This window comes from Amycolatopsis speibonae (assembly GCF_042647925.1).
In the GTDB taxonomy this organism is placed as follows: Bacteria; Actinomycetota; Actinomycetes; order Mycobacteriales; family Pseudonocardiaceae; genus Amycolatopsis; species Amycolatopsis speibonae.
Window position 1 is genome coordinate 1 of the sequence record NZ_JBHRWK010000168.1, and the last position, 22,798, is coordinate 22,798.

Genomic DNA, 22,798 nt, shown 5'->3' on the forward strand with positions numbered 1-22,798 from the left:
GCCCTCTCAGGCCACCACGCCCACCACCCTCAAACCGTGATCAACGCCAGCCCTTAAGTTCCTGGCATTGACCCTGAAGGTAGGGAAGGAGGCCTTCACGGACTCGGTGATCGCCACGTCTGTCCCAGGCGTATCAGCAGTCGCAGAGAAGGCCTGCCCTCGGCTCAGCCGAGGAAACCGCCTGTACACCGAGTGGGTGAGGGCGGCGGTGAGGCGTCGGTCCAGGTGGTCGTGAGTGGCGATTCGGGTTAGAACACCAATCGCCACTCACGACCACCCGCACCGGACGGCCACCGCACATGCTGAGCTCCCTCACCGCCCTGTACCTCGCCGCCACCGTCGGCCTGACCCCGCTCCCGCCCACCGAGATCCGGCCCGACCAGGTCGAGCACGTCGCCCTGCCCTGCGCCCAAACGGGTTCGTCCGCCGACGACACCGACACCGCGGGAGCGCTCAACCAGCAGCTGGCCACCAAGATGCGCGGCTACATGAACCCCTACAACACCTCGTGCGCCAGAGCCGTCGTCGAAACCGTCCAGAGATCCGGCCTCAACGAACGCGCGGCGGCGATCGCGATCGCGACGGTGATCGTCGAGTCGAGCATCGCCAACCTCGACGGCGGCCTCGGTGACTCGGTCGGGCTCTTCCAGCAGCGCGCGAGCTGGGGGAGCTTCGAGCAGCGGACCGACCCGGAGTGGGCGACCGGCCGGTTCCTCGCCGTGATGCGGCAGTTCTTCCCGAACGGCTCCTGGAACGACGTCGCCATCGGGGACGTCGCCGCGGCGATCCAGCGGCCGGCGGCGAAGTACCGGCATCGCTACGGGGTCGAGGCCGACGACGCGGTCAAGATCGTCGGAGAGCTCTGGGCCCAGAACGGCAACTGGCCCCCGTCCTCGAAGGAGAACGGGGGCCGGTGAAGCCGTGAAAGAACTACTTGCGCCAGGCCGTGCGCTGCTTGCGCATGTCGAGCACCAGCCCGAACATCATCAGCAGCGACAGCCCGATCAGCCACAGGTTCTCGGTCCAGCCGTGGTGGTTGCCGTACAGCATCACCAGCAGGATGATCGCGCTCAGCCAGCCCGCGATCCGCGTCGCCTTCGGGAAGGAACCGTGCCAGCCCCACTCGGCCGACGGCTCGTCGCGGGGGTCGACGGTGTCGACGCCCACCCGGCCGCGCTTTTCGACCGCTTTGCTCGCCACGATCAACTCCTCAAAACCCGATGGTTCGCTTGCCCGCGAATGATCCCACACCTGGCTGCACGTGCCCGACGGGCCCCAAGCGACAATGAGCCCCGATGACTACCTCGCGAAGTGTGCTCGTGCTCGGTTCGACCGGTTCGGTCGGCGCCCAGGCCCTCGACGTCGCGGCCCGTAACCCGGACCTGTTCCGGGTCGCCGGGATCGCCGCGGGCGGCTCCGACCCGGCCGCGCTGGCCGCGCAGGCCCTGGCTCACGAGGTCGACGCCGTCGCCGTCAGCAGGCCGACGGCGGTGGAAGACCTGCAGCTCGCGCTGTACGCCGAGGCGCAGAAGCGCGGCTACTCCAGCGGCGACTTCAAGCTCCCGCGTATCTTCGCCGGGGCCGACGCGGTCGTCGAGATGATCGACGCCACCCCGGTCGACGTCGTGCTCAACGCGCTCCCCGGTTCCCAGGGGCTCCCGCCGACCCTGCGCGCGCTCGCCACCGGCGCCACGCTCGCGCTGGCCAACAAGGAGTCGCTGATCGCGGGCGGGCCGCTCGTGCTGGCCGCGGCCAAGCCCGGTCAGCTGGTCCCGGTCGATTCCGAGCACTCCGCGATCGCGCAGGCCCTGCGCGCGGGCCGCGAATCCGAGGTCGCCAGGCTGGTCCTCACCGCTTCGGGCGGCCCGTTCCGCGGCCGCAAGCGCGAGGAGCTGGCCGACGTCACCGTCGAGCAGGCGATGGCGCATCCGACCTGGTCGATGGGCCCGCTCATCACGATCAACTCGTCCACCCTGGTCAACAAGGGTCTGGAGCTGATCGAGGCGAAGCTCCTGTTCGACATCGAGACCGACCGCATCGACGTGGTCGTCCACCCGCAGTCGATCATTCACTCGATGGTGACGTTCGTGGACGGCTCGACGATCGCCCAGGCCAGCCCGCCCGACATGCGGCTGCCGATCGCGCTGGCCCTGCACTGGCCGGACCGCGTTCCCGGCGCCGCGGTCGCCTGCGTCTGGGACAAGCCCGCGAGCTGGACCTTCGAGCCGCTGGACAACGAGGCGTTCCCCGCCGTCGAGCTGGCGAGGCACGCCGGAACCGTCGGTGGCTGCGTCCCGGCGGTCTACAACGCCGCGAACGAGGAACTGGTGGCCGCCTTCCTGGCACAGAACACCGGCTTCACCTCGATTGTGGACACTATTGCCCAGGTGGTGGAAGCCGCCGACGAATGGCGTCGCGAACCTCGCGACGTCGATGACGTACTGGCCGCCGAGCGCTGGGCTCGTGAGCGTGCCGGTTCGCTGATCGGTAAGGGGAAGTAGCGCGTGGTCTTCATTCTCGGGATCGTGCTGTTCGCGCTGGGCATCTGCCTGTCGGTCGCGCTGCACGAGGCCGGTCACATGTGGGCGGCCAAGGCCTTCGGCATGAAGGTCCGGCGCTACTTCATCGGCTTCGGGCCGACGGTCTTCTCCTTCCGCCGCGGCGAGACCGAGTACGGCGTGAAGTGGATCCCGCTCGGCGGGTTCTGCGACATCGCCGGCATGACCGCGCTCGACGAGGTCACCCCGGAGGAGTCGAAGCGCGCGATGTGGCGCTTCAAGACGTGGAAGCGCACCGTCGTCATGTCGGCGGGCTCGGCCATGCACTTCATCCTCGGCTTCGTCATCCTCTACCTGATGGCCGTCACCATGGGCCTGCCGAACCCGGCCGCGCAGAGTGCTCCCACCGAGCCGGTGATCAGCGCCACCTCCTGCGCCCGGACGGCCACCACGATGGAACAGCTCAACGACACCACCTGCCCGGCGGGTGCGCCGACCCCGGCCAAGACCGCCGGTATCCAGGCGGGCGACAGGATCCTGTCGGTGGCCGGCAAGCCGACGCCTGCCTGGACCGACATGCTCGCCGCCGTCCAGGTCGCCGGCGGCCCGACGCCGTTCGTCGTCGAGCGCAACGGACAGCGGCTCGACCTGACCGTCGACGTGCCGCGCGTGCAGCGGCTGGTGGCCGACGGCGCCAACAAGACCACGGTCAAGGACGTCGGCATGATCGGCGCCTCACCGGTACCGAAGACCCTGGTGGCGACCTACGGCCCGGTCGACGCGGTCGGGGCGACGTTCGACTTCACCGGCACGATGTTCTCCGAGACCGCCAAGCGGCTGATCGAGTTCCCGTCGCGGATCCCCGCGGTGGTGGATTCCATCTTCGGCGGCGAACGCGATCCGAACACCCCGGTCAGTGTCGTCGGTGCCAGCCGGATCGGTGGCGAGGCCGCCGAGCGCGGGCTGTGGGAGGTCTTCGTCCTCCTGCTGGCGAGCCTGAACTTCTTCATCGGCGTGTTCAACCTGCTGCCGCTGCTCCCGCTCGACGGCGGGCACATCGCGGTCGTCTGGTACGAGCGGGTCCGGGACTGGTTCCGGAAACTGTGCGGCAAGTCGGCGGGTGGTCCGGTCGACTACACGAAGCTTTCGGCGGTCACGATGGTGCTCGTCTTCATCGGTGGCGCGGTGACTCTGCTCACCGTCACCGCCGACATCGTGAACCCGGTCAAGCTGTTCCAGTGACGCGTAGGGCCGATAACAGAGCGCACGGTTAAGCCCGTTGGGCTGCCCAGGTAATGCTGCTCACCGTGACGGCTGACGTCGTGTATGTCCGCCGATCGGGGTAGGTACGCTTGAAGGCGTGACTGTCGCTCTTGGTATGCCAGCGCTTCCTCCTCCCGTCCTCTCCGAGCGTCGCAAGACCCGACAGCTGCAGGTCGGGCCGGTCGGCGTCGGCAGCGAGCACCCGATCTCGGTGCAGTCGATGACCACCACGCTCACCTCCGACGTCAACGCGACCCTGCAGCAGATCGCCGAGCTGACCGCTGCGGGCTGTGACATCGTGCGCGTCGCGTGCCCGTCGGCGGACGACGCCGAGGCGCTGTCCGCGATCGCACGGAAGTCGCAGATCCCGGTGATCGCCGACATCCACTTCCAGCCGAAGTACGTCTTCGCCGCGATCGAGGCGGGCTGCGCGGCGGTCCGGGTGAACCCGGGCAACATCCGCAAGTTCGACGACCAGGTCAAGGAGATCGCGCGGGCCGCGAAGGACCACGGCACCCCGATCCGGATCGGCGTCAACGCGGGTTCGCTGGACAAGCGGATCATGGACAAGTACGGCAAGGCGACCCCGGAGGCGCTGGCCGAGTCGGCGCTGTGGGAGGCGTCGCTGTTCGCCGAGCACGACTTCCACGACGTCAAGATCTCCGTGAAGCACAACGACCCGGTGGTCATGGTGCGCGCGTACGAGATCCTCGCCGAGCAGTGCGACTACCCGCTGCACCTCGGCGTCACCGAGGCGGGCCCGGCGTTCCAGGGCACCATCAAGTCGGCCGTGGCCTTCGGCGCGCTGCTGCGCCAGGGCATCGGCGACACCATCCGCGTGTCGCTTTCGGCGCCGCCGGTGGAAGAGGTCAAGGTCGGGATCCAGATCCTGCAGTCGCTGAACCTCAAGGAGCGCAAGCTCGAGATCGTCTCCTGCCCCTCGTGCGGCCGTGCGCAGGTGGACGTCTACACGCTCGCCGAGCAGGTCACCGCCGGGCTCGAAGGCATGGAGATCCCGCTGCGCGTCGCGGTCATGGGCTGCGTCGTCAACGGTCCGGGTGAGGCGCGCGAGGCCGACCTCGGCGTCGCGTCCGGCAACGGCAAGGGCCAGATCTTCGTCAAGGGCGAGGTCATCAAGACCGTCCCCGAGCACGCGATCGTCGAGACGCTGATCGAAGAGGCCATGCGGATCGCCGAGGAGTCGGGCCAGATGATCGGCGAGGGAGAGCCCACCGTCACGGTCGGCTGAGTGGTCGAGACCATGCCATGAAAGGTCCTTTCCTCGCAAAATTTGCAAGGAAAGGACCTTTCATGGCGCTTGTGGGGCCCGACCTGCTGAGGTTCTCTCAGCGTGTCGTGAAGCTTGCGTTCCGTTTACGCCGCTCATCTGGCACCCTGGAGTGGTGTTGCGGCTTGCAGGTGCACGGCTGCTCGATGATCGGGACTATCCGGCGGTCCGTGCCGCGCTCGCCACAGACCCGGTCAGCAGCTGCATGGTCAGTGCCAGGGTGGAGACCGCGGGTCTCGACCCCTGGCGGCTCGGTGGTGAGCTCTGGGCCGCCGATTCCCGCCCGGTGCGGGCGGGCAGGCTCCAGGGGCTGTGCTTCTCCGGGCCGAACCTGATCCCGTTGCGCGGCAACGCCTCCGCCCTACGCTCCTTCGCCGATCGCGCCCTGCGCCGCCAGCGGAGCTGTTCGTCACTGGTCGGCCCGGCCGAGCAGGTACTCGGGTTGTGGGACGAACTCGAGTCCGAATGGGGCCCCGCCCGCGAAGTACGGCACGACCAGCCGTTGATGGCGCTCGACGGAGTTCCGTCCGTCGCCGCCGATCCGGCGGTCCGCGCGGTGCGCCCCGAGGAACTCGACAGGTATCTCCCGGCCGCGATAGCCATGTTCATCGAAGAGGTCGGCGTCGATCCCCGCAACGGTGACGGCGGCGCCGGTTATCGCGCCCGCGTCGCGGAGTTGATCGCCGGCGGCCGGGCGTTCGCCCGGTTCGAGGACGGCGAGGTCGTCTTCAAGGCCGAGATCGGCGCGATGTCCTCCACCGTCGGCCAGATCCAGGGGGTCTGGGTGCATCCGGAACGCCGCGGCGGCGGCCTCGGTACAGCCGGGACGGCGTCCGTGGTGAACAGGCTCGTCCGCGGGATGGGCCGCACCGCGAGCCTGTACGTCAACGCCTACAACAGCCCGGCGCTCGCCGCCTATCGCAGGATCGGCTTCCAGCAGGTCGGGCAGTACGCGACAGTTCTCTTTTAGAGGACACATCTCTTTTAGAGGACACAGCCAGACCGGCGTTGCATCCGGTCGGAAGCCGCCAGGACTGGCAGGATCCGGGGCATGCCAGCAGGTCGTCGTTTCGCCGTCGCCGTGCTCGCGGGGGTGGTGGGCCTTTCGGCCGCCGGGTGCGGACTCTTCACCGATTCCGGTCCCGAAGACGCGATCACGGGTTTCCTCGACGGTCTTTCTTCCGGTGACGTCGGCGCCGCCGCTTTCTTCACCGATTCCCCGGATGCCGCGCGGACGTCTCTGGAAATGGCGCGAAAGGCGCTTTCCCCCGAGTCGATCAAGGTCGCGGCCGACGAGGTCCAGCACGCGTCCGGAGCGGACAACGGGACGGCGACCTATCAGCTCACCTGGAATCTCCCGCGAGGCCGTGTCTGGACGTACAAGGCCGACGCGCAGGTCTATTCCACCCAGGACGGCTGGAAGGTGCGCTGGCTGCCCACCGTGCTCCATCCGCAGCTGGCCGCGCAGCAGAGCATCACATTGAAGTCCGAGCCGCCGGACCTCGCGCCGGTGCTGGACCGCGACGGGATGCCGTTGCTGCGCCCGCAGAACGTCGTCAGCGTGGTGCTCGACCCGGCGAAGGCGGGCGACCTGGTGGCGGTCTCCGACAAACTCGGCGCGGCGCTCAACCGGTTCGAAGCCTCCGTGACCGGGCAGTCGATCCGCGACGGGGTGAAGGCGCTCAAGCCCGGAGCCGGCTATCCGGTGGTGAGCCTGCGGGCGAGCAGCTACCAAGAGGTGAAACCCGAGATCTACGACCTGCCGGGCGTCCGGTTCAGCCAGCAGGACAGGCTGCTGCCCGACGACAAGAACTTCGGCAAACAGGTGCTCCCCGCCGTCCGTTCGCTCGTCGAGGACCAGGTGGAGGGTTCGGCGGGCTGGCGCGTCGTCACTCTCGACACGGGCGGCGGCGAGCTCATCGACCTGCACACCGAACACCCCAAACCGGCCCCCGCTGTCGTCAGCACGCTCAGCGTGAAGGCGCAAGGCTCGGCCGAGCGGGCGCTCGCCCCTGTCCCGACGGCCTCCGCGCTGGTCGCGATCCAGCCGTCGACAGGCGAACTCCTGGCCGTGGCACAGAACGCCCCGGCCGACCCTCAGGGCGCGATCGCGCTCACCGGCCGGTTCCCGCCGGGCTCCACGATGAAGATCGCGACCGCCGTCGCGGCGCTGTCCGCGGGCTCGGTGCGGGCGGACAGCCCCGTCGACTGCCCCGGCACGGCCACCTTCGAGAACCGGACGGTGCCGAACGAGGGCAAGTTCGCCCTCGGCGTCGTCCCGCTGTCCACGGCGTTCGCCAAATCCTGCAACACGACGTTCGCGAAGCTCTCGACCGACCTGCCGCCCGCCGCGCTGACCGACGCCGCGCGCGACCTCGGCATCGGCGCCGACTTCGTGATCCCCGGCCTGACCACGATCACCGGTTCGGTACCGCCGGCGAACACCGTCGCGCAGCGGGCGGAGAACGGGTTCGGCCAGGGGACCGTCGTGACGAGCCCGTTCGGGCTGGCCGTCGCCGCCGCGACGGTCCAGTCCGGGAAGGTCGCGGTGCCGACGCTGGTGCGGGGGATGGCCGCGACGTCGTCCGGACTCGGGAAACCGATCCGTCCGGAGGTCCTCGACGCCCTTCGCGGGATGATGCGCCAGGTCGTCACCGACGGCACGGCGACCCTGCTCGAACCCCTGCCCGACGTCCGGGGCAAGACCGGGACGGCCCAGTTCGGCGACGGTACACACGCGCACGGCTGGTTCGTCGGCTACACCGGAGACCTCGCCTTCGCGGTGCTGACCACCGACGCGGGGACATCCAAACCGGCCGTCGAGGCCGCCCAGCGCTTCCTGGCGGGGCTGGGTTAGCCGCCAGGTCGTAGGCTGGACACATGTCCGTTCGCTCCCCCTTGAAGCCCGGCGTCCAGACGCCGAGGCGAGTCGTCCCCGCCAGCATCGCCCGCCCCGAGTACGTCGACAGGCCGGCGCCGAAACGCGACACGGGCAACGGGGTCCGCACGCCCGAGGTGATCGAGGCGATGCGGGTCGCGAGCCGGATCGCGGCGCAGGCGCTGGAGGAGGGCGGCAAGGCGGTCAAACCCGGCGCGACGACCGACGACATCGACAAGGTGATCCACGAGTTCCTGCTGGACAACCACGCGTACCCGTCCACCCTCGGCTACCGCGCGTTCCCGAAGTCGTGCTGCACCTCGCTCAACGAGGTGATCTGCCACGGCATCCCGGACTCGACGGTGATCGAGGACGGCGACATCTGCAACATCGACGTCACCGCGTTCATCGGCGGCGTCCACGGCGACACCAACGCGACGTTCCTGGCGGGTGACGTCTCCGAGGAGGCGCGGCTGCTGGTCGAGCGCACCCGCGAGGCGACCATGCGCGCCATCAAGGCCGTCCGCCCCGGCAGGCAGCTCAACGTGATCGGCCGCGTCATCGAGGCGTACGCGAAGCGGTTCGACTACGGCGTCGTGCGCGACTTCACCGGCCACGGTGTCGGCCCGGCGTTCCACACCGCGCCGACCGTCCTGCACTACGAGGAGCCGTCGGTCGAAACGGTCATCGAGCAGGGCATGACCTTCACGATCGAGCCGATGATCACGCTCGGCACCATCGACTACGACATCTGGGCCGACGACTGGACCGTCACCACCAAGGACAAGAAGTGGACCGCCCAGTTCGAGCACACCCTCGTGGTGACCGAGGACGGCGCGGAGATTCTGACAGTGCCCTAGGCGAGACAAGTACGTGAAGGCCCCCTTCACTGCGCCTAGCGCAGTGAAGGGGGCCTTCACGTACTTTCAGCTCTCGTCGTGCTCCACGCGGGCCAGGAGCTCGTCCAGGAAACCGCACGCCTCGCTGGCGGCCCGGTCGGCGTCGCCGTCCGCGATGGCCTCGGCGAGCCCTTCATGCCCTATCTCCGGCAGGTACTCGTGCCCCGGCGTGACGTTCGACGTCGCGGCCACGCTGGCCGTGATCACCTCGGTGAGCCCGCGGTACATTTCGGTCAACAGGGTGTTATGTCCACTTTGGACGACCGCGAAGTGGAATTCCGCGTCGAGGCGGGCGAAATCCTCCCAGTGACCCTCTCGCAGTTCGGCGTTGCGGCGTTCGAGCAGGGACCGCAGCTCGACCACTTCCTCCTCGGTCCGCGACGCGGCCGCGAGCCGGGCGCCTTCGACCTCGAGGATGCGCCGCACCTGCAGCACCTCACGCAGTTCCGAACCGCACAACCGCCGGATGGCGCCCGAGACCTCGCTCGTCGCCCGCACGTAGGTGCCGTCGCCCTGACGGACTTCCAGCAGTCCCGTGTGTGCGAGCGCGCGAACGGCCTCGCGGACGGTGTTGCGTCCGACACCGAGCTGTCCTGCCAGCTCCGGTTCGGTCGGAATCCGCTCACCGATGGGCCATTCTCCCTGCGTGACGGCGTCACGCAGCTGCTCGATGACCTGATCGACCAGGCCGGCACGGCGCGTGGTGGCCAATGGCACAGCGTTGTCCCTTCATCCAATCATCCTATGTATGTGATACTAGCCGACGTGCGTGTCGACTCCCGAGAATCCGTTTCCCCGTTCGATGAAAGTCTTGAACTCGAAGGCTCGATCGAAACGGAGTGGCGGCCGGGGGTGATCACCGGTGGCCTTCTGCTCGGCCTCGCGGTGGTGCTGGTCGCCTTCAATCTGCGCCCGGCCATCACCAGTGTCGGCCCCATCCTCGGCGAGATGCGTGACGACCTCGGCGCCACGGCGACCTGGGCGGGCGTGCTCACCACGCTCCCCGGTCTCTGTTTCGCCGCCGCCGGACTCGCCGCGCCCGCGCTGGCCCGCCGGTTCGGCATCGGCGCGGCCATCGCGGCCGCGCTGTCGGTGCTGGCCGTCGGCCTGGTGCTGCGCGTGATCGACGGACCGTACGTCGTGCTCGGGGGAACCCTGGTGGCCACGGCGGGAATCGCCTTGGCGAACGTACTGATCCCGGTCGTCATCAAGGACTCCTTCCCGGCGCGTGTTGGCATGATGACCGGCGTGTACACCGCCGCTCTGCAGGGCGGAGGCGCCCTGGGGTCCGCGCTCACCCCTCCCTTGGAGAACGCGTTCGGCGGCTGGCGCCAAGGACTCGGCGCCTGGTCGGTGCTGGCTGTGCTCGCACTCCTCGTCTGGATTCTCGCAGCCCGCGGTGTGGGGCGTGCACCCGTCGCCGAGGCAGGCAAGCAGGGTAGCGGGCGATCGCTCCTGCGTAGCCCGCTTGCGTGGATGGTCACGCTTTTCTTCGGCACTCAGGCCTTTTTGGCCTACGTCGTGATGGGCTGGCTGCCGGAAGTGATGATCGACGCCGGGGTGAGCAAGGGCGATTCCGGTCTGCTGCTCGGGCTGATGTCGCTCATCGCGGTCCCGATCAGTCTCGTGGTCGCGCCGATGGCCGCGCGGCACGGCAGTCAGAGCCCGTGGATCCTCGGGCTGGGCGTCTTCGGCTTCACGGGCATGCTCGGCATGATGATCGCCCCGTCCTTCTCGCCGCTGTTCTGGTGTGTCCTCATCGGGCTCGGGATGAGCGTCTTCTCGCTCGCGCTGACGGTGATCGCGCTGCGGGCGCGCACCGGCGAGGACACCGCGCGGCTGTCGGGGATGGCGCAGGGCATCGGCTATCTGATGGCGGCCGTCGGGCCGTTCCTCTTCGGGCTGCTTCACGACCTCACCGGCGCCTGGACCGTGCCCTGGATCATGATGCTCGTGGTCTTCGTCGCGCAGATGACCTTCGGCGCGCTGGCCGGCCGTCGCCGCTTCGTCTGAACGCGTTCAAAAAACTTCTTGACCCCGTCCGGGGCGGAGCCATAACCTGATCGAGTTGAACCTGTTCAAAAGCTCGGTCCTGGGGGTCGGCGTGGTGGAAGAACTGGCGTACGGGACGGCTCTGACCTGCTTCGTCGCGGTGTGCGTCGGCGTGGCGTCGGAGCGGCCCGCGCCGGCGATCTCGCCGCTCGAGTTCTACCGCGCCGTCGACCGGGTGTGCGTGCAGGTGGGGGCGGAAAGCAGCGCGGCGATCGAGCGCTACTGGCCGGACCCGGAGGGGGACGCCGCGACGGAGCTGCGCAAGTGGCAGCACTACGTCGCGACGAAGGTGGACGACGCCAAGGACGTCCTCAAGGGGGCGACGGGGGTCCGCACGGTGCCCGGAGGGGCGGCATCGGCGCGTGAGGAGTTCTTGGCGGCGGTCCGCCGGTACGTCGAGGCGGGCGAGCGGTTCGATCGGGACGGGGCCCGCTCGGCCGCCTTGATGGGCGCTTCCGACATCGAGATGAACGCGGTGAGCGAGCTCGCGGTGCGGAACGGGGCCCGCGGCTGCGAACGCGTCGTCTGAGACGGCCGGCGTGCAATGAAGGGGCCTTTCATCGCAAATTTTGCGATGAAAGGCCCCTTCATTGCACGGGTCGGGCGGAGGCAAGCGCATTCAGAGGACTAAACGCGCTTGGGCGGCGGGAGCTCAGTCCAGCGGAAGGTTCAGCAGCGCGTTCTCGACCAGTTCCGGCATCGCCGGGTGGATCCAGTACTGCCCGCGCGCCATGCTCTTCGCGTCGAGACCGAAGCTCATCGCCTGGATCAGCGGCTGGATCACCGAGGACGCCTCCGGGCCGATGATGTGCGCGCCCAGCAGCTGCCCGGTGGCCGGGTCGGCGAGCAGCTTCGCGAAGCCGGTGTTGTCCTCCATCGCCCAGCCGTAGGCGATGCCGGCGTAGTCCTGATGCGACGTCACGTACGAAACGCCGCGCTCACGGGCCTCGCGTTCGGTCAGCCCGACCGAAGCGACCTGCGGCGAGGTGAACACCGCGTGCGGGACGAACCGGTGGTCGGACTCGATCCGCTCGTCCGGGTGCAGCAGGTTGTGCTGCACGACGCGCTGCTCGTGGTTCGCGACGTGCTTCAGCTCGAAGACCGACGAGATGTCGCCGAGCGCGTAGATCCCGTCGACCACGGTCTGCTGGTACTCGTCGACCACGACGTGCCCGCGCTCGCCCGTCGTCACGCCGGTGGCGGCGACGTCGAGGATGTCGGAGTTCGGCGTGCGGCCGGTGGCGACCAGCAGCACGTCGGCCTCGACGGTCTCGGCACCCTTCGGGCCTTCGAGGTCCAGGGCGATGCCCGACGAGGTCTCGCGCGCGCGGACGCTCTTCCGGTCGAGCCGGACGTCGAACCGCTGCGCGGCCAGTTCGGTGAACCGGGCGCTGACGTCGTCGTCCTCGGAGCGCAGCAGCGCGCCGGACCGGTTGACGACGGTCACCTTCACCCCGAACGAGGTGAAGACGTGCGCGAACTCGGCCGCGATGTACCCGCCGCCGAGGATCACCATGCTGGCGGGCAGTTCGTCGAGCCGCATCACCGTGTCGGAGGTGTGATACCCGGTTTCGGTGAGTCCGGGGACGTCCGGGATCACCGGGCGCCCGCCCGCGGCGAGCACGAACCGGTCGGCGGTGATCGTCTCGCCCGCGCGGCCGTCGGGGTAGCTGACCTGCAGCTCCTTGAGCCCGGTGAAGCGACCTTCGCCCTCGTACACGGTGACGTTTTTGTTGTCCTCGTGCTTGACGCGGTACTCGCGCCCGCCCGCGGCGATCGGGTCGATCCGCCCGAAGACCCGGTCGCGCACGTCGCGCCAGCGGACCCCGGTCAGTTCCTCGTCCACGCCGAACTTCGACGACGACGCTGGGGTGGCCGCGACGTTGGCGGCGTGCACGAACATCTTCGTCGGGATGCAGCCCACGTTCAGGCAGGTGCCGCCGAACGTGCCCTTCTCCACGATCGCCGTGTTCCAGTCCGCGAAACGCGGGTCGAGGATCGAGTTGCCCGATCCGGTACCGACGATCACCAGGTCGTAGTGGGGCACGCTGTCTTCCTTTGCGGCGGGGAGCGGGGTGGTTCCGACTCTAGCCAACTTGTCACGACGTCCGGTTGTTCCCGGTCAGCGTCCGGTGGAGCTGAAGTGCATCCGGTCCTTCGGCGTCGTCCAGGTGCCGCCCCAAGTCCACCCGATCGCGGAGAAGGCGGCCGCGGCCGGATCCCCGGGGGTGATCATCCCCGGCCGTTGATTTCCCCGATCGAGGTACGCCGACGCGAGTTCGGGCAGGACGAGGTCACCCTTGGTGTACGGGTTGCAGAAGGGGTTGACGTCGATCGCGAGCCCGTAGGCGTGCGCCGACCAGTTCGTCTGGCCGCGGGCCGGACGGCAGACGAAGGCGTTGGTGTTGTTCCCGTCGCCCGTCGGGGGAGCGGCGAGTTCGGCGGGGGCGGTCACCCGCATTTCCTCGAGCGGGAACTTCGCGGCGAACAACCGGCCGAACACGGTCACGACGGGATTCGCCACGGAAGCGTTCACGAGCATTTCGCCGGTGTGCGCGCGGCCGTCGAAACCCCAGAACGACAGGGTGAGATAACGCAGTTCGCCGGCTTTGACCGGACAGCCCGCTTGCCAGGTGCTGCGCGCGAGCACGGCGGCGGGAACGGCATTCACCGTGCCCGCGAACCGGTTCCCGGCGGGCGGGGGAAGCAGGTCGGCCGTCGGCAGAGAACGATCGGCAAGGACGGGAGGAGTCGGGAAGATCTGCCCGAAACCGTCAGGGCGCAAGGGAAGCGGCTTCGCGCCGACCTGCCAGGCCGGTGCGGGCGGCAGGGTCGAGGTGCTCGGTGTCGGTGCTGGTGAAGAGGTTTTCGCGGAGCTGGTGGCAGCGGCCGATGTGGGCGGCGCCAGTGTCGCTTCGGGCGGCGCCGGGCTGGAACACGAAAAAAGGAGAAAGGCCGTTGCCGCCAGAATCGTCGCCGTCGCCCGCACGAGGCCCAGCCTGACAGATGCGTTCGGTGAGCACAGGTCCACCCGTTTCAGTGACACCGCATCGGGCTCTCTCCGATTATGGTATTTGCGATCGCTTGTGTACGCGCTGGAGTCGAATGACTTCCCAGGGTCTGACCGTACGTACGCCCCGGTGAAGGGACCGAAAATGCCCAAAAAGTCACGTCGCACCCTGCTGCTCGCGGTCGGAGCGGTGGTGGCGACGGCTGTGATGGTGCCTGTCGCGGTCAGCAGCGCGTCGGCGGACGACAGCGCGGTGAGCGGCCCGGACAAGGCCGCCGAGCCGAGGATCGTCGGCGGCGGGAAGGCTTCGGTCTCGCAGTATCCCTACGCGGTCTACCTGTCCGATCGCAGCGGAAACCAGTACTGCGGCGCGGTGATCGTCAGCTCCACGACGATCGCGACGGCGGCGCACTGCGCGGTCGCGGTCAAGAAGAGCGACGTCCGCGTGGTCGCGGGACGCGACGACAAGAGTTCGCGGGACGGGACGGAACTGCGCGTTTCGCGGGTCTGGGTCAGCCCCGACTACAGCGGCGACCCCGGCAAGGGTGACGACATCGCGGTGATGACGGTCAACGGCCAGCTGCCGTACCGCCCCGCGAAGGTCGCGGACAACGGCAACGCCGACCTGTACAGCGAAGGCACGAAGGCGACGGTGCTCGGCTGGGGCCGTGTCGCCGACGGCGGCGCGCGGTCGGACTACCTGCGCAGCGCGGTCGTCCCGGTGGTCGGCGACAAGACCTGCCGCACCGCGTACTCGGGCTACGACCCGAGCGACATGGTGTGCGCCGGTTACCCTGAAGGCGGGGTCGACGCCTGCCAGGGCGATTCGGGCGGACCTCTGATGGTGGGCGACACGCTGATCGGGATCGTGTCCTTCGGCGAAGGCTGCGCCAAGGCGGGCAAACCGGGTGTGTACACCCGCGTCTCCCACTTCGCGAACGAGATCTCCCAGCAAAACGGCCGAGGGCTCATCGGCTGATCGATGCCTTCTTCACGTCCGATGTGCTAACAAGTGGGCGTGAGCACCGACACCCCGATCACCGAGACCACGTCGTTCCCGCTGTCCGTCGCCGGTGACGAGATCACCGCCACGCAGCTGCACGGCATCCTCCGCCTGCGCGTGGACGTGTTCGTCGTCGAGCAGGACTGCGCCTATCACGAGATCGACGGGCGCGACATCCTGCCCGGCACCCGGCATCTCTGGATCGGCGGTTCCGTCGCGGTCGACTCGTACCTGCGGGTCCTGCAGGACGCCGGCGGCACCTTCCGAATCGGCCGGGTGTGCACGTCCGTCCGCTCACGCGGCAAGGGACTGGCGGGACGGCTGATGGAGACCGCGCTCGCGGGGATCGGGGACGCGCCGTGCGTCCTCGACGCGCAGACGTACGCGAAGGACTTCTACGCCAAGTTCGGCTTCGTGGTCGAAGGCGACGAGTTCATGGAAGACGGGATCCCGCACCTCACGATGTGGCGCCGGGAGGCGCCGCGGCCGTGATCACCCCGACCGCGCGGTCCACATCGGCCTCGGTGAGGTCGGCCCGCGCGGTCAAGCGCAGGCGGGAGATGCCGTCGGGCACGGACGGCGGCCGGAAGCAGCCGACCCGCACGCCCTGATCCGCGCACTCGGCCGCCCACGCGACGGCCGATTCGGGCGACGGCGCCTGGATCGAGATCACCGCGGCGTCCGGGAGGCTGACCCGGAACCCCGCCGCTTTCAGCTGCATCGCGAGGTTTCCGGCGGCTTCGGTCGCCTTGGTGGCCAGTTCCGGCTCGGCCTTCAACGCGCTGAGAGCAGCCAGCGCGGCCGCGGCGCTGGAGGGCGCGAGCGCGGTGTCGAAGATGAAACTGCGCGCGGTATCGACGAGATGTTTGATCACACGCCGCGGTCCGAGCACCGCTCCGCCTTGTGCCCCAAGGGATTTCGACAGCGTGATGGTGGTGACGACGTCGGGCGCTCCGGCGAGCCCCGCCGCGTGGACGGCACCGCGGCCGCCTTCGCCAAGGACACCGAAGCCGTGAGCGTCGTCGACGAGCAGTGACGCGCCGTGCTCCCGGCAGACACCGGCGAGCTCCTCCAGCGGGGCGATGTCACCGTCGACGGAGAACACGGAATCGGTGACGACGAGCGCGCGCGGTTTGCGGCGGGTCGCCAGCGCGTGCTTGATGGCGCTCGGCGCTTTGTGCGCGACGGCGGCGATGTCCGATCGGGACAGCCGGCAGCCTTCGATCAGCGACGCGTGGATGTACTTGTCCGTGACGATCGCGGAATCCGCTCCGGACAGGGCCGTGACGGCGCCGAGGTTCGCGGTGAAGCCGGACGAGAAGACCAGCGCGGCCTGCGCGCCGCAGAACCGGGCGAGTTCCTGCTCCAGCTCCGCGTGGATCTCTGTGGTGCCGGTGACGAGCCGGGAGCCCGTCGACCCGGCGCCCCAGCGCAACGCGGCCGCCGCGGCCGCACCGGCGACACGCTTGTCCCTGGCGAGCCCGAGGTAGTCGTTGCCCGCGAGGTCGAGCTCGGGTTCCTGCGCCAGCCGGATGCGCAGTTTGCGCACCAGCCCGGCCTCGGCCCGCTTCTCCGCCTCCACGTCGAGCCAGTCGAAAACCTGCTCGGGCGGGAGGTTCTGGGGAGCGGGAGAAGTCACGTCCCGCAGTCTCCCATTCGCCGTTCGCAAACCCGTCAGACGGGTGCTGGAACACGTGACTCGCGTGATCAAAGACGGAACTCGCGTGATCGGAGCCGTAACTCGAGAGTTCCGTCCTCAATCACGCGAGTTCCGGTCAGGAGCACGCGATATTCGATTTAGCTGTCGTAGCTGCGACGCGGGCGGCTACCCGGCCGCTGCGGGCGGCCGCTGCCGTTGCCGCCACCGGACTCGCCACGACGCTGCGGGCGGCCGCGGAAGCCGCCGGGACGGCCGCCTTCGCGGTGACCGTGACCCTCGCGCGAACCCTGGTAGCCACCGCGGTCGCCGCCACCGTAGCCGCGGCCACCGCCACGACGCGGGGACTCACGACGACGCTCGACGACCGGCTCGCCGCTGGGCTGCTGCGCACCGGTGATGCGACCGAGCTCGGCGTCGCCCGGGCGGACCGTGGTCTGCTCGGCGCGGACACCGGCGCGGTCGGTCATCCGGCGCACCATGCGGCGCTGGTCGTGGGTGACCAGCGTGACCACGACACCGGACGCCCCGGCGCGCGCGGTGCGGCCGGCGCGGTGCAGGTAGTCCTTGTGGTCGGCGGCCGGGTCGACGTGCAGCACCAGCGAGATGTCGTCGACGTGGATACCGCGCGCGGCGACGTCCGTGGCGACGAGGACCGGGGCGTAGCCCTCCTTGAAGTCCGAGAGGACCCGGTTGCGCTGGCCCTGGGTCTTGCCGCCGTGCAGAGCGGCCGCGTGGACGCCCTTCTCGCGCAGACGCTCGGTGAGGCGGTCCACGTGGTGCTTGGTGCGGACGAACATGATCGTGCGGCCCTCGCGGGCGCCGATCTCGGTGATGATGTCCTGCTTGTCCTGGTGCGACACCTGGAGCACGTGGTGATCCATGGTGGTGACGCTGGCGGTCGACGGGGCGACCGAGTGGGTGACCGGGTTCGTCAGGTACGCCCGGACCAGGCGGTCGACGTCACCGTCGAGGGTGGCGGAGAACAGCAGGCGCTGGCCGTCACGCGGGGTCAGGTCGAGGATCTCGCGAACCTGCGGCATGAAGCCCATGTCAGCCATCTGGTCGGCCTCGTCGAGGGCGACGAAGTTGATGTCGGACAGCGACGCGGTGCCCTGTCGGACGTGGTCCGACAGCCGGCCGGGGGTGGCGATCAGCAGGTCGACGCCGCGGGAAAGCGCGTCGGCCTGGCGGGTGAAGGCCATGCCGCCGACGGCGGTGCGGCACCACAGGCCGAGGGACTTGGCCAGCGGGGTCAGCGAGTCGGCGACCTGCATGGCCAGCTCACGGGTCGGGACGAGGATCAGCGCGCGGGGGTGCTTCGGACGGGCACGACCGCCGTTGAGCCGGGTCAGCATCGCGAGGCCGAAGGCCAGGGTCTTGCCGGAACCGGTCTGCGCGCGGCCGAGCACGTCGCGGCCGGCGAGCGCGTCGGGGATGGTCGCCGACTGGATCGGGAACGGGGTGGTGATTCCGCCGTCGGCCAGAGCCTTCAGCAGCGGCTCGGGAAGGCCGAGCTCCTCCCAGGTCGTCGCCTTGACCGTCTCGACGGCGTCATCGTGCAGCATCGCGTCACCCGCGGGGCGGGTGCGCGGCTTGCGGTGCTGACGCGCCGACGGTGAGGTGTGGCCGGAGTTGAACGTGACTGTCACAAATGCCTCTCGGACGTGGCACGTCGCAAGGAGGCCCGGGCTGCCCGCACGCAGGCAAGGCAAGATGGTGTGCACAGATGGGCGTTCACAGGGACGAACCCGGCACACCGCGTCTGCGTGACACCGCGCGCCTATTGGTTGATACGGATACCGCGAGCCATTCGGTTGGCTTTGGAGGCGACGGACACCACTCATCCACGCCGCCGGTTGCGGTCTAGTACTACTGTACCGGACCGTTATCCGGCCTCCCAACTGGAGGGACCGATTGTGGGCAGGGTCTCCAGTCGGGGGCCGGCACGAGCCACTGTGGACGGTCAGGCCGAAGGCTCCGGGTGTCGAAGCCTTCGGCCCCCGGCTACCGAAGACCGGCGATCTCCTGCAGTTCCCCGATCAGCTCGTCGGCCGCCGTCAGTCGTTCCGGCAGTCCCCGCGAGTGGAACCACGTGGCGATGTTCCGCACGTCCCGCGCGAGGAACTCGATCCCGCCGGGATTGGCCACGATGTCGACCACCTGGGGCAGGTCGATCACCATGATCTGCCCGCGGTGGACGAGCAGGTTGTACGCCGAGAGGTCGCCGTGCGCGAGCCCCTGCGACGCCAGCAGCTCCAGCATCGCCGAGGTCTGGAACCACAGCTCCCGCAACTGTTCCGGCTCCGGCCGGACCTGCGCCAGCCGCGGCGCGGCGGTCTCGCCGTCGCCGAGGAATTCCAGCAGCAGCTCGGTGCCGTCACGCTGCACCGGGTACGGCACCGGGGCGCCGACGGCCCAGAGCCTGCTCAGCGCGCCGAATTCGGCCACCGCCCACTGCTCGGCGATGAGGTTGCGGCCGAAGCTGCTGCGCGACTCCATGGCCCGCATCTCCCGCGAACGCCGCATCCGCCTGCCTTCGAGGTACCCGGCGTCGCGATGGAACAACCGGTGCTCGCCACTGCGGTACCGCTTGGCCGCCAGCACCGTGCCGTCGGTGCCGGGCAGATTACGCCGGACGAGGTGGACGTCGGCCTCCTTGCCGGTCTTGAGGATGCCGAGCTCGGTGTCGACCGCCGCCAGTTCGGTGATCACCCAGTCCGGCCGCGGCTGCGGCCCCTGCTCCGCGTCTCCCCAGGTGCTCCAACGGTCGGCGCCGTCGGGGATGGCGGTTTCGGTGTAGGCGTCTTCGCGCAGCCGGGCGAGCCGGACACGTTCGGCTTCGGTGAGCCGCCCGCCGCGGGTGGGTTCGGGTTCGTCGTCGAAACGGGCGCGACGAGTGCGGCGAGGGCGTTGTTCGTGGGTTTCTTCGAGATCGTGCTTGCGCACTGGTGGGTTCTCCTAGTCAGGGGTGCCCCACCGGGCGAGCGTCGTGGCGCCGCGCTCAGCCGCGAGGGGCGAGTGGATGGGGGCGGACAACGCCCCGGACAGTCATCAGCACGAGGCACCTCCCTGTCGCATCCACCGGCTCCCTGCCGGATCGCGCACGATCATCTCCGACGCCGTGGGGCGTGCGCAACCGAATTGTTTCGGGGTGCGGGCCCAGCTCGGTACAGGTGGTCGTGAGTGGCAAGTGGGGTTAGAACGACACTTACCACTCACGACCACCCCGACCCGCTCGTCACCGCCGCCCTGGTCGCCTGCGGGTACGTGGCGATCCGCAAGCCCGTGCCAAGCGCTTAAGCCGACCGAAGCCCCGCCAGCTCGCTCCGCGACCGCACCTTCAGCTTCCGCAAAACGCTCGCGACGTGCTGTTCCACCGTGCGCCGGGACAGGAACAGCACCTCGGCGATCTCCCGGTTGGTGTGCCCGGCGGCCAGCAGGCGGGCGACGTCGCGCTCGCGCGGGGACAGTTCGTCGCCGTAGCCCCGGCGGCCTCGCCGCGAGGGGGCGACCGCGCCGGTGGACCGGAACGCGTGGCGGCAGCGCGCGGCGTCGCGGGTCGCGCCGAGGTGGTCGAACGCTTCGGCGAGCGCGGCGAAGGTCTCGGCGACGTCCTCGTTCAAGGCCAGACGGCACCGCGTGGCCCGTTCGGCGATCAGCGCCGCGTGGTAGGGCGCGGGGAGGGCCTCGAACCGCGTCCGTGCCTGGTCGAAGGCCTTGATCGCGTCCGCGTGGTCGCCGCGGGACGCCGCGATGAGCCCGCGGTTCGCGGCCAGCGCGGCTTGGGTCGACGGCGCGTCGAGATCGCCGATCTCGCGTTCGAACTCGTCGGTCAGCAGTCGTGCGTCGTCGTCCCGGCCAGTGGCGCAGTACGCGTCGACGGCGGCCACGAGCAGGTCGGCGCCCCAGGCCCAGACACCCTTGGCGCGCAAGAGTTCCAGTCCCTTCTCGGCCTGCGTGACGGCGGCCTCGCCGAGGTCCTGCGCGAGCAGCATGCCCGCCATCCCGGCGTGCGCGGCGATCGCGACCGGCGTGTACGCGTTCTCCGGCTGGTCCGCGGCGGTGCCGGCGAATCTGGCCGCGGCTTCGTCCCATTCGCCGCGGGCGGCGGCGAGCAGGCCCAGCACCAGGCACAGTTCGCTGGTCACCGGCAGGAGGTCGCGGTACTCGTCGATCAGCGCGTCCGCCCGTTCGGCGAGGCCGTCCCAGTTGCCGGTGAGCCAGTCGGTGTGGACGGCCGTCGTGCGGGCGGTGCTGACGACGTACGGCGCCCCGCAGTCGGCGGCCAGCTGCATCCCGCTGCGCAGCAGGCTCCTGGCCCGCCGGTGGTGGCCCGTCCAGGCGCAGGCGTCGGCGCTGTTGCAGTGCAGCCGCGCCAGATGCCGCTGCTCGTCGGCGGAACCCACGCTGGTGGGTGCCCGGTCCAGCATCTCCCAGCCGCGCGCGTCCCCGATGTGCAGGCGCGACGCCGCGTTGTTGGCCAGCAGGATGATCTTCAGCCGCCGGTCGGTGGCCTCGGCGATGAGGCCGTCCACCCGGTCCATCCACCGCCGATGTTCCCGCAGCGGGGTCGCGCCGACCCACGGCTGGGCGAGGACGCCCATCCCGCGTCCGGCCAGGTCGGGCCGGTCGGCGAGGTCGTTGACGGCGATCTCGATCTCGGTCCTCGCCGCCTCCAGTCCGCCGGCCTGGCGCACCAGCAGGAGCCCGAGCCCCAGCCGGACCTCGCCGCTCAGCCGCCCGGACAGCCTCCCGTCGGTGAGCAGCCGCTCCAACGCCGGGACGACCTCGGCTTGGGCGAGGCCGTTGCACGCCACCGAACTGAACTTGACCGCCAGTCTGTCCACATCGGACGGTTGCAGGCCCGGTTCGTCGAGCAGGGTGCGGAGCAGATCCGTCGCGGTGGCGAGGTCGCCGACCGTCGACGCCTGATCGGCGGCCGCTTCGCCGTACTTCAGGGCACCTGCCCGGTCGCCCGCCTTGCGGCAGTGTTCGGCGAGCCGCGTCAGGGACTGCGGGAGGCGATCGCGCAGCAGCCTGGCGGCCCGCCGGTGCAGTTCCTGGCGATCGGGGCCGGGGATGGTGCGGTAGACGGCTTGCTGGGCGAATGCGTGCCGGAAGCCGTACGTGCCCTCGTCGGTCTCCACCAGGACGTTGCGTTCGAGCGCGAGGACGAGCGCGCGGCGGGCGCGTTCGGGGGCGAGCGCGGCCGCGGCGGTCAGCAGGTCCGAAGTGGACGGTGTGCCGAGGACGGCGGCGGCTTCGGTGATCCGCCGGGCGGCCGACGGCAGCGTGGTGAGGCGTTCGACCGTCGCCTCCCGCAACAGCGCCGGGACCTCGACCGTGTCGAGCAGGCGCCGCGCGGTCGCGCCGTCGGCGTGCACCGCGCCCTCGACGCCACCGATCGCGTGCACGATCTCCTCGACCACGAACGGGATGCCCGCGGTCCGTTCGTGCAGCCGCGCGGCGAACTCGGCCGAGACGTTCGCCTCGCCGAGCAGGGCCGACACCAGCGACTGGACACCGTCGCGGTCGAGCGGACGGAGGGTGACGAGCGTGTGCGCGGTGCCGTGAGCGGGCCGGTGGGCGCTGCCGAGCGGGATGCCGCCGGGCGTCTCTTCGCGCCGGTAGGTGAGGAGGAGGGTCAGGCCCGCGGGCGGGTCGGTCATCAGGAACCGCAGCAGGCGGCGCGAGCCGTCGTCGGCCCAGTGGAGGTCTTCGATGAGGAGGATGTGCGGGCCCAGCGAGCCGAGCAGCTCCCGGACGGCGCGGAAGAGCCGGTGCCGTTCGGCGCGCGGATCGCCGAGCCGGGCGGGCGGCTGGGGCAGGATCGCCTCGAGTTCCGGCAGGTAGGGCCCGAGCACGCCGGTCACTGGGTTGAGTTCGCGCGCCGGACGGGCGTCCTTCAGCGCGTCGAAGATCACGCCGTACGGGAAGGGCTCGCGCAGCGGCTGGCAGCTCCCGGTCAGGACCGGCCGCCCGGCCAGTTCAGGGCAGGCCAGCAGTTCGGTCGCGAGCCGGGTCTTGCCCACCCCCGCTTCACCTTCGAGCATGAGCACCGACGGCGAGCGCATCGCGCCGTCGAGGAGCTCGTTCAGTTCCGCATCACGGCCGACGAGCACGGGCGAACTCGTCCTGCGTCGGCAGCCACCGATCACCATGCCGGGTCACCCCCGCTTCACGAACAACACCGTTCGAGTGAACGCAGCTTAAGGGCGGGCTCGGCGATCACGGAACCCGCTCGGAC

Annotated in this window: 20 protein-coding genes; 11 read left to right on the plus strand and 9 right to left on the minus strand. The window is 69.8% G+C overall.

Annotated features, from left to right (window positions below):
* Nucleotides 1-299: 299 nt before the first annotated feature.
* Entirely contained in the window at nucleotides 300-917 is a 618-nt protein-coding gene (locus ACFOSH_RS44625; RefSeq protein ID WP_378248011.1) for a hypothetical protein, read from the plus strand.
* Nucleotides 918-930: 13 nt separating this feature from the next.
* Here the strand turns inward: ACFOSH_RS44625 and ACFOSH_RS44630 are convergent, their stop codons facing one another.
* Nucleotides 931-1,200: a DUF2631 domain-containing protein gene (locus ACFOSH_RS44630; protein ID WP_378248013.1), complete on the minus strand. Its 270-nt coding sequence runs from the start codon at nucleotides 1,198-1,200 to the stop codon at nucleotides 931-933.
* Nucleotides 1,201-1,295: 95 nt separating this feature from the next.
* Between ACFOSH_RS44630 and dxr the strand changes: the two genes are divergently transcribed.
* The 6 genes from dxr to map all read left to right on the plus strand — a co-directional run bounded on the left by dxr (nucleotide 1,296) and on the right by map (nucleotide 8,787).
* A complete protein-coding gene (gene dxr, locus ACFOSH_RS44635; RefSeq protein ID WP_378248015.1) occupies nucleotides 1,296-2,501 on the plus strand; it encodes a 1-deoxy-D-xylulose-5-phosphate reductoisomerase in 1,206 nt (401 codons plus the stop codon).
* Nucleotides 2,502-2,504: 3 nt separating this feature from the next.
* On the plus strand, nucleotides 2,505-3,740 hold the full coding sequence (locus ACFOSH_RS44640) for a M50 family metallopeptidase (RefSeq protein WP_378248016.1): 1,236 nt from the start codon (nucleotides 2,505-2,507) through the stop codon (nucleotides 3,738-3,740).
* A gap of 118 nt (nucleotides 3,741-3,858) precedes the next feature.
* A complete protein-coding gene (gene ispG / locus ACFOSH_RS44645) occupies nucleotides 3,859-5,010 on the plus strand; it encodes a flavodoxin-dependent (E)-4-hydroxy-3-methylbut-2-enyl-diphosphate synthase (protein ID WP_378248017.1) in 1,152 nt (383 codons plus the stop codon).
* 154 nt (nucleotides 5,011-5,164) lie between these two features.
* Entirely contained in the window at nucleotides 5,165-6,019 is an 855-nt protein-coding gene (locus tag ACFOSH_RS44650) for a GNAT family N-acetyltransferase (RefSeq protein WP_378248018.1), read from the plus strand.
* An 81-nt stretch (nucleotides 6,020-6,100) separates the two neighbouring features.
* Complete coding sequence (locus ACFOSH_RS44655) at nucleotides 6,101-7,906, plus strand: penicillin-binding transpeptidase domain-containing protein (protein WP_378248019.1); 1,806 nt, start codon at nucleotides 6,101-6,103, stop codon at nucleotides 7,904-7,906.
* A gap of 23 nt (nucleotides 7,907-7,929) precedes the next feature.
* On the plus strand, nucleotides 7,930-8,787 hold the full coding sequence (map, locus tag ACFOSH_RS44660) for a type I methionyl aminopeptidase (RefSeq protein ID WP_378248020.1): 858 nt from the start codon (nucleotides 7,930-7,932) through the stop codon (nucleotides 8,785-8,787).
* 66 nt (nucleotides 8,788-8,853) lie between these two features.
* Here the strand turns inward: map and ACFOSH_RS44665 are convergent, their stop codons facing one another.
* Nucleotides 8,854-9,543: a FadR/GntR family transcriptional regulator gene (locus tag ACFOSH_RS44665; RefSeq protein ID WP_378248021.1), complete on the minus strand. Its 690-nt coding sequence runs from the start codon at nucleotides 9,541-9,543 to the stop codon at nucleotides 8,854-8,856.
* Between the two features lie 48 nt (nucleotides 9,544-9,591).
* Between ACFOSH_RS44665 and ACFOSH_RS44670 the strand changes: the two genes are divergently transcribed.
* Both ACFOSH_RS44670 and ACFOSH_RS44675 read left to right on the plus strand, forming a co-directional pair.
* Nucleotides 9,592-10,839 (plus strand): CynX/NimT family MFS transporter, encoded by a 1,248-nt coding sequence (locus tag ACFOSH_RS44670; protein WP_378248023.1) that lies wholly within the window; start codon nucleotides 9,592-9,594, stop codon nucleotides 10,837-10,839.
* A 55-nt stretch (nucleotides 10,840-10,894) separates the two neighbouring features.
* Nucleotides 10,895-11,407, plus strand: a complete 513-nt coding sequence (locus tag ACFOSH_RS44675; RefSeq protein ID WP_378248025.1) for a hypothetical protein — start codon at nucleotides 10,895-10,897, stop codon at nucleotides 11,405-11,407.
* Between the two features lie 123 nt (nucleotides 11,408-11,530).
* On the opposite strand, the gene ACFOSH_RS44680 is transcribed toward ACFOSH_RS44675, so the two are convergent.
* From ACFOSH_RS44680 to ACFOSH_RS44690, 3 genes are all read right to left on the minus strand, one after another.
* Nucleotides 11,531-12,925 (minus strand): mycothione reductase, encoded by a 1,395-nt coding sequence (locus tag ACFOSH_RS44680; RefSeq protein WP_378248027.1) that lies wholly within the window; start codon nucleotides 12,923-12,925, stop codon nucleotides 11,531-11,533.
* A 75-nt stretch (nucleotides 12,926-13,000) separates the two neighbouring features.
* On the minus strand, nucleotides 13,001-13,663 hold the full coding sequence (locus tag ACFOSH_RS44685; RefSeq protein WP_378248029.1) for a M15 family metallopeptidase: 663 nt from the start codon (nucleotides 13,661-13,663) through the stop codon (nucleotides 13,001-13,003).
* Complete coding sequence (locus tag ACFOSH_RS44690) at nucleotides 13,653-13,901, minus strand: hypothetical protein (RefSeq protein WP_378248031.1); 249 nt, start codon at nucleotides 13,899-13,901, stop codon at nucleotides 13,653-13,655. The genes ACFOSH_RS44685 and ACFOSH_RS44690 overlap by 11 nt, the downstream gene beginning before the upstream one ends.
* 132 nt (nucleotides 13,902-14,033) lie before the next feature.
* On the opposite strand from ACFOSH_RS44690, the gene ACFOSH_RS44695 reads away from it, so the two are divergent.
* Together ACFOSH_RS44695 and ACFOSH_RS44700 are read left to right on the plus strand one after the other, a co-directional pair.
* The gene (locus tag ACFOSH_RS44695) at nucleotides 14,034-14,867 is read left to right on the plus strand and encodes a S1 family peptidase (RefSeq protein ID WP_378248033.1); all 834 of its coding nucleotides are present in this window, start codon (nucleotides 14,034-14,036) and stop codon (nucleotides 14,865-14,867) included.
* Nucleotides 14,868-14,900: 33 nt separating this feature from the next.
* Nucleotides 14,901-15,383: a GNAT family N-acetyltransferase gene (locus ACFOSH_RS44700; protein WP_378248035.1), complete on the plus strand. Its 483-nt coding sequence runs from the start codon at nucleotides 14,901-14,903 to the stop codon at nucleotides 15,381-15,383.
* Here ACFOSH_RS44700 and ACFOSH_RS44705 read toward each other — a convergent pair.
* The 4 genes from ACFOSH_RS44705 to ACFOSH_RS44720 all read right to left on the minus strand — a co-directional run bounded on the left by ACFOSH_RS44705 (nucleotide 15,349) and on the right by ACFOSH_RS44720 (nucleotide 22,673).
* On the minus strand, nucleotides 15,349-16,530 hold the full coding sequence (locus ACFOSH_RS44705) for an 8-amino-7-oxononanoate synthase (RefSeq protein ID WP_378248037.1): 1,182 nt from the start codon (nucleotides 16,528-16,530) through the stop codon (nucleotides 15,349-15,351). The two genes, ACFOSH_RS44700 and ACFOSH_RS44705, sit on opposite strands and share 35 nt — an antisense overlap.
* A 158-nt stretch (nucleotides 16,531-16,688) precedes the next feature.
* Nucleotides 16,689-18,200 carry a DEAD/DEAH box helicase gene (locus tag ACFOSH_RS44710; protein WP_378248039.1) on the minus strand — a complete coding sequence of 504 codons (1,512 nt, stop codon included), beginning with the start codon at nucleotides 18,198-18,200 and terminating at the stop codon, nucleotides 16,689-16,691.
* A 355-nt stretch (nucleotides 18,201-18,555) separates the two neighbouring features.
* On the minus strand, nucleotides 18,556-19,497 hold the full coding sequence (locus ACFOSH_RS44715) for a serine protein kinase RIO (protein WP_378248041.1): 942 nt from the start codon (nucleotides 19,495-19,497) through the stop codon (nucleotides 18,556-18,558).
* Nucleotides 19,498-19,847: 350 nt separating this feature from the next.
* Complete coding sequence (locus ACFOSH_RS44720) at nucleotides 19,848-22,673, minus strand: ATP-binding protein (protein WP_378248161.1); 2,826 nt, start codon at nucleotides 22,671-22,673, stop codon at nucleotides 19,848-19,850.
* Nucleotides 22,674-22,798: the final 125 nt, after the last annotated feature.

Bases quoted from the DNA above. Each gene is read 5' to 3' on its own strand.
- ACFOSH_RS44655 (WP_378248019.1), top strand. From the start codon at position 6,101: ATGCCAGCAGGTCGTCGTTTCGCCGTCGCCGTGCTCGCGGGGGTGGTG.
- dxr (WP_378248015.1), top strand. From the start codon at position 1,296: ATGACTACCTCGCGAAGTGTGCTCGTGCTCGGTTCGACCGGTTCGGTC.
- ACFOSH_RS44625 (WP_378248011.1), top strand. From the start codon at position 300: ATGCTGAGCTCCCTCACCGCCCTGTACCTCGCCGCCACCGTCGGCCTG.
- ACFOSH_RS44695 (WP_378248033.1), top strand. From the start codon at position 14,034: ATGCCCAAAAAGTCACGTCGCACCCTGCTGCTCGCGGTCGGAGCGGTG.
- map (WP_378248020.1), top strand. From the start codon at position 7,930: ATGTCCGTTCGCTCCCCCTTGAAGCCCGGCGTCCAGACGCCGAGGCGA.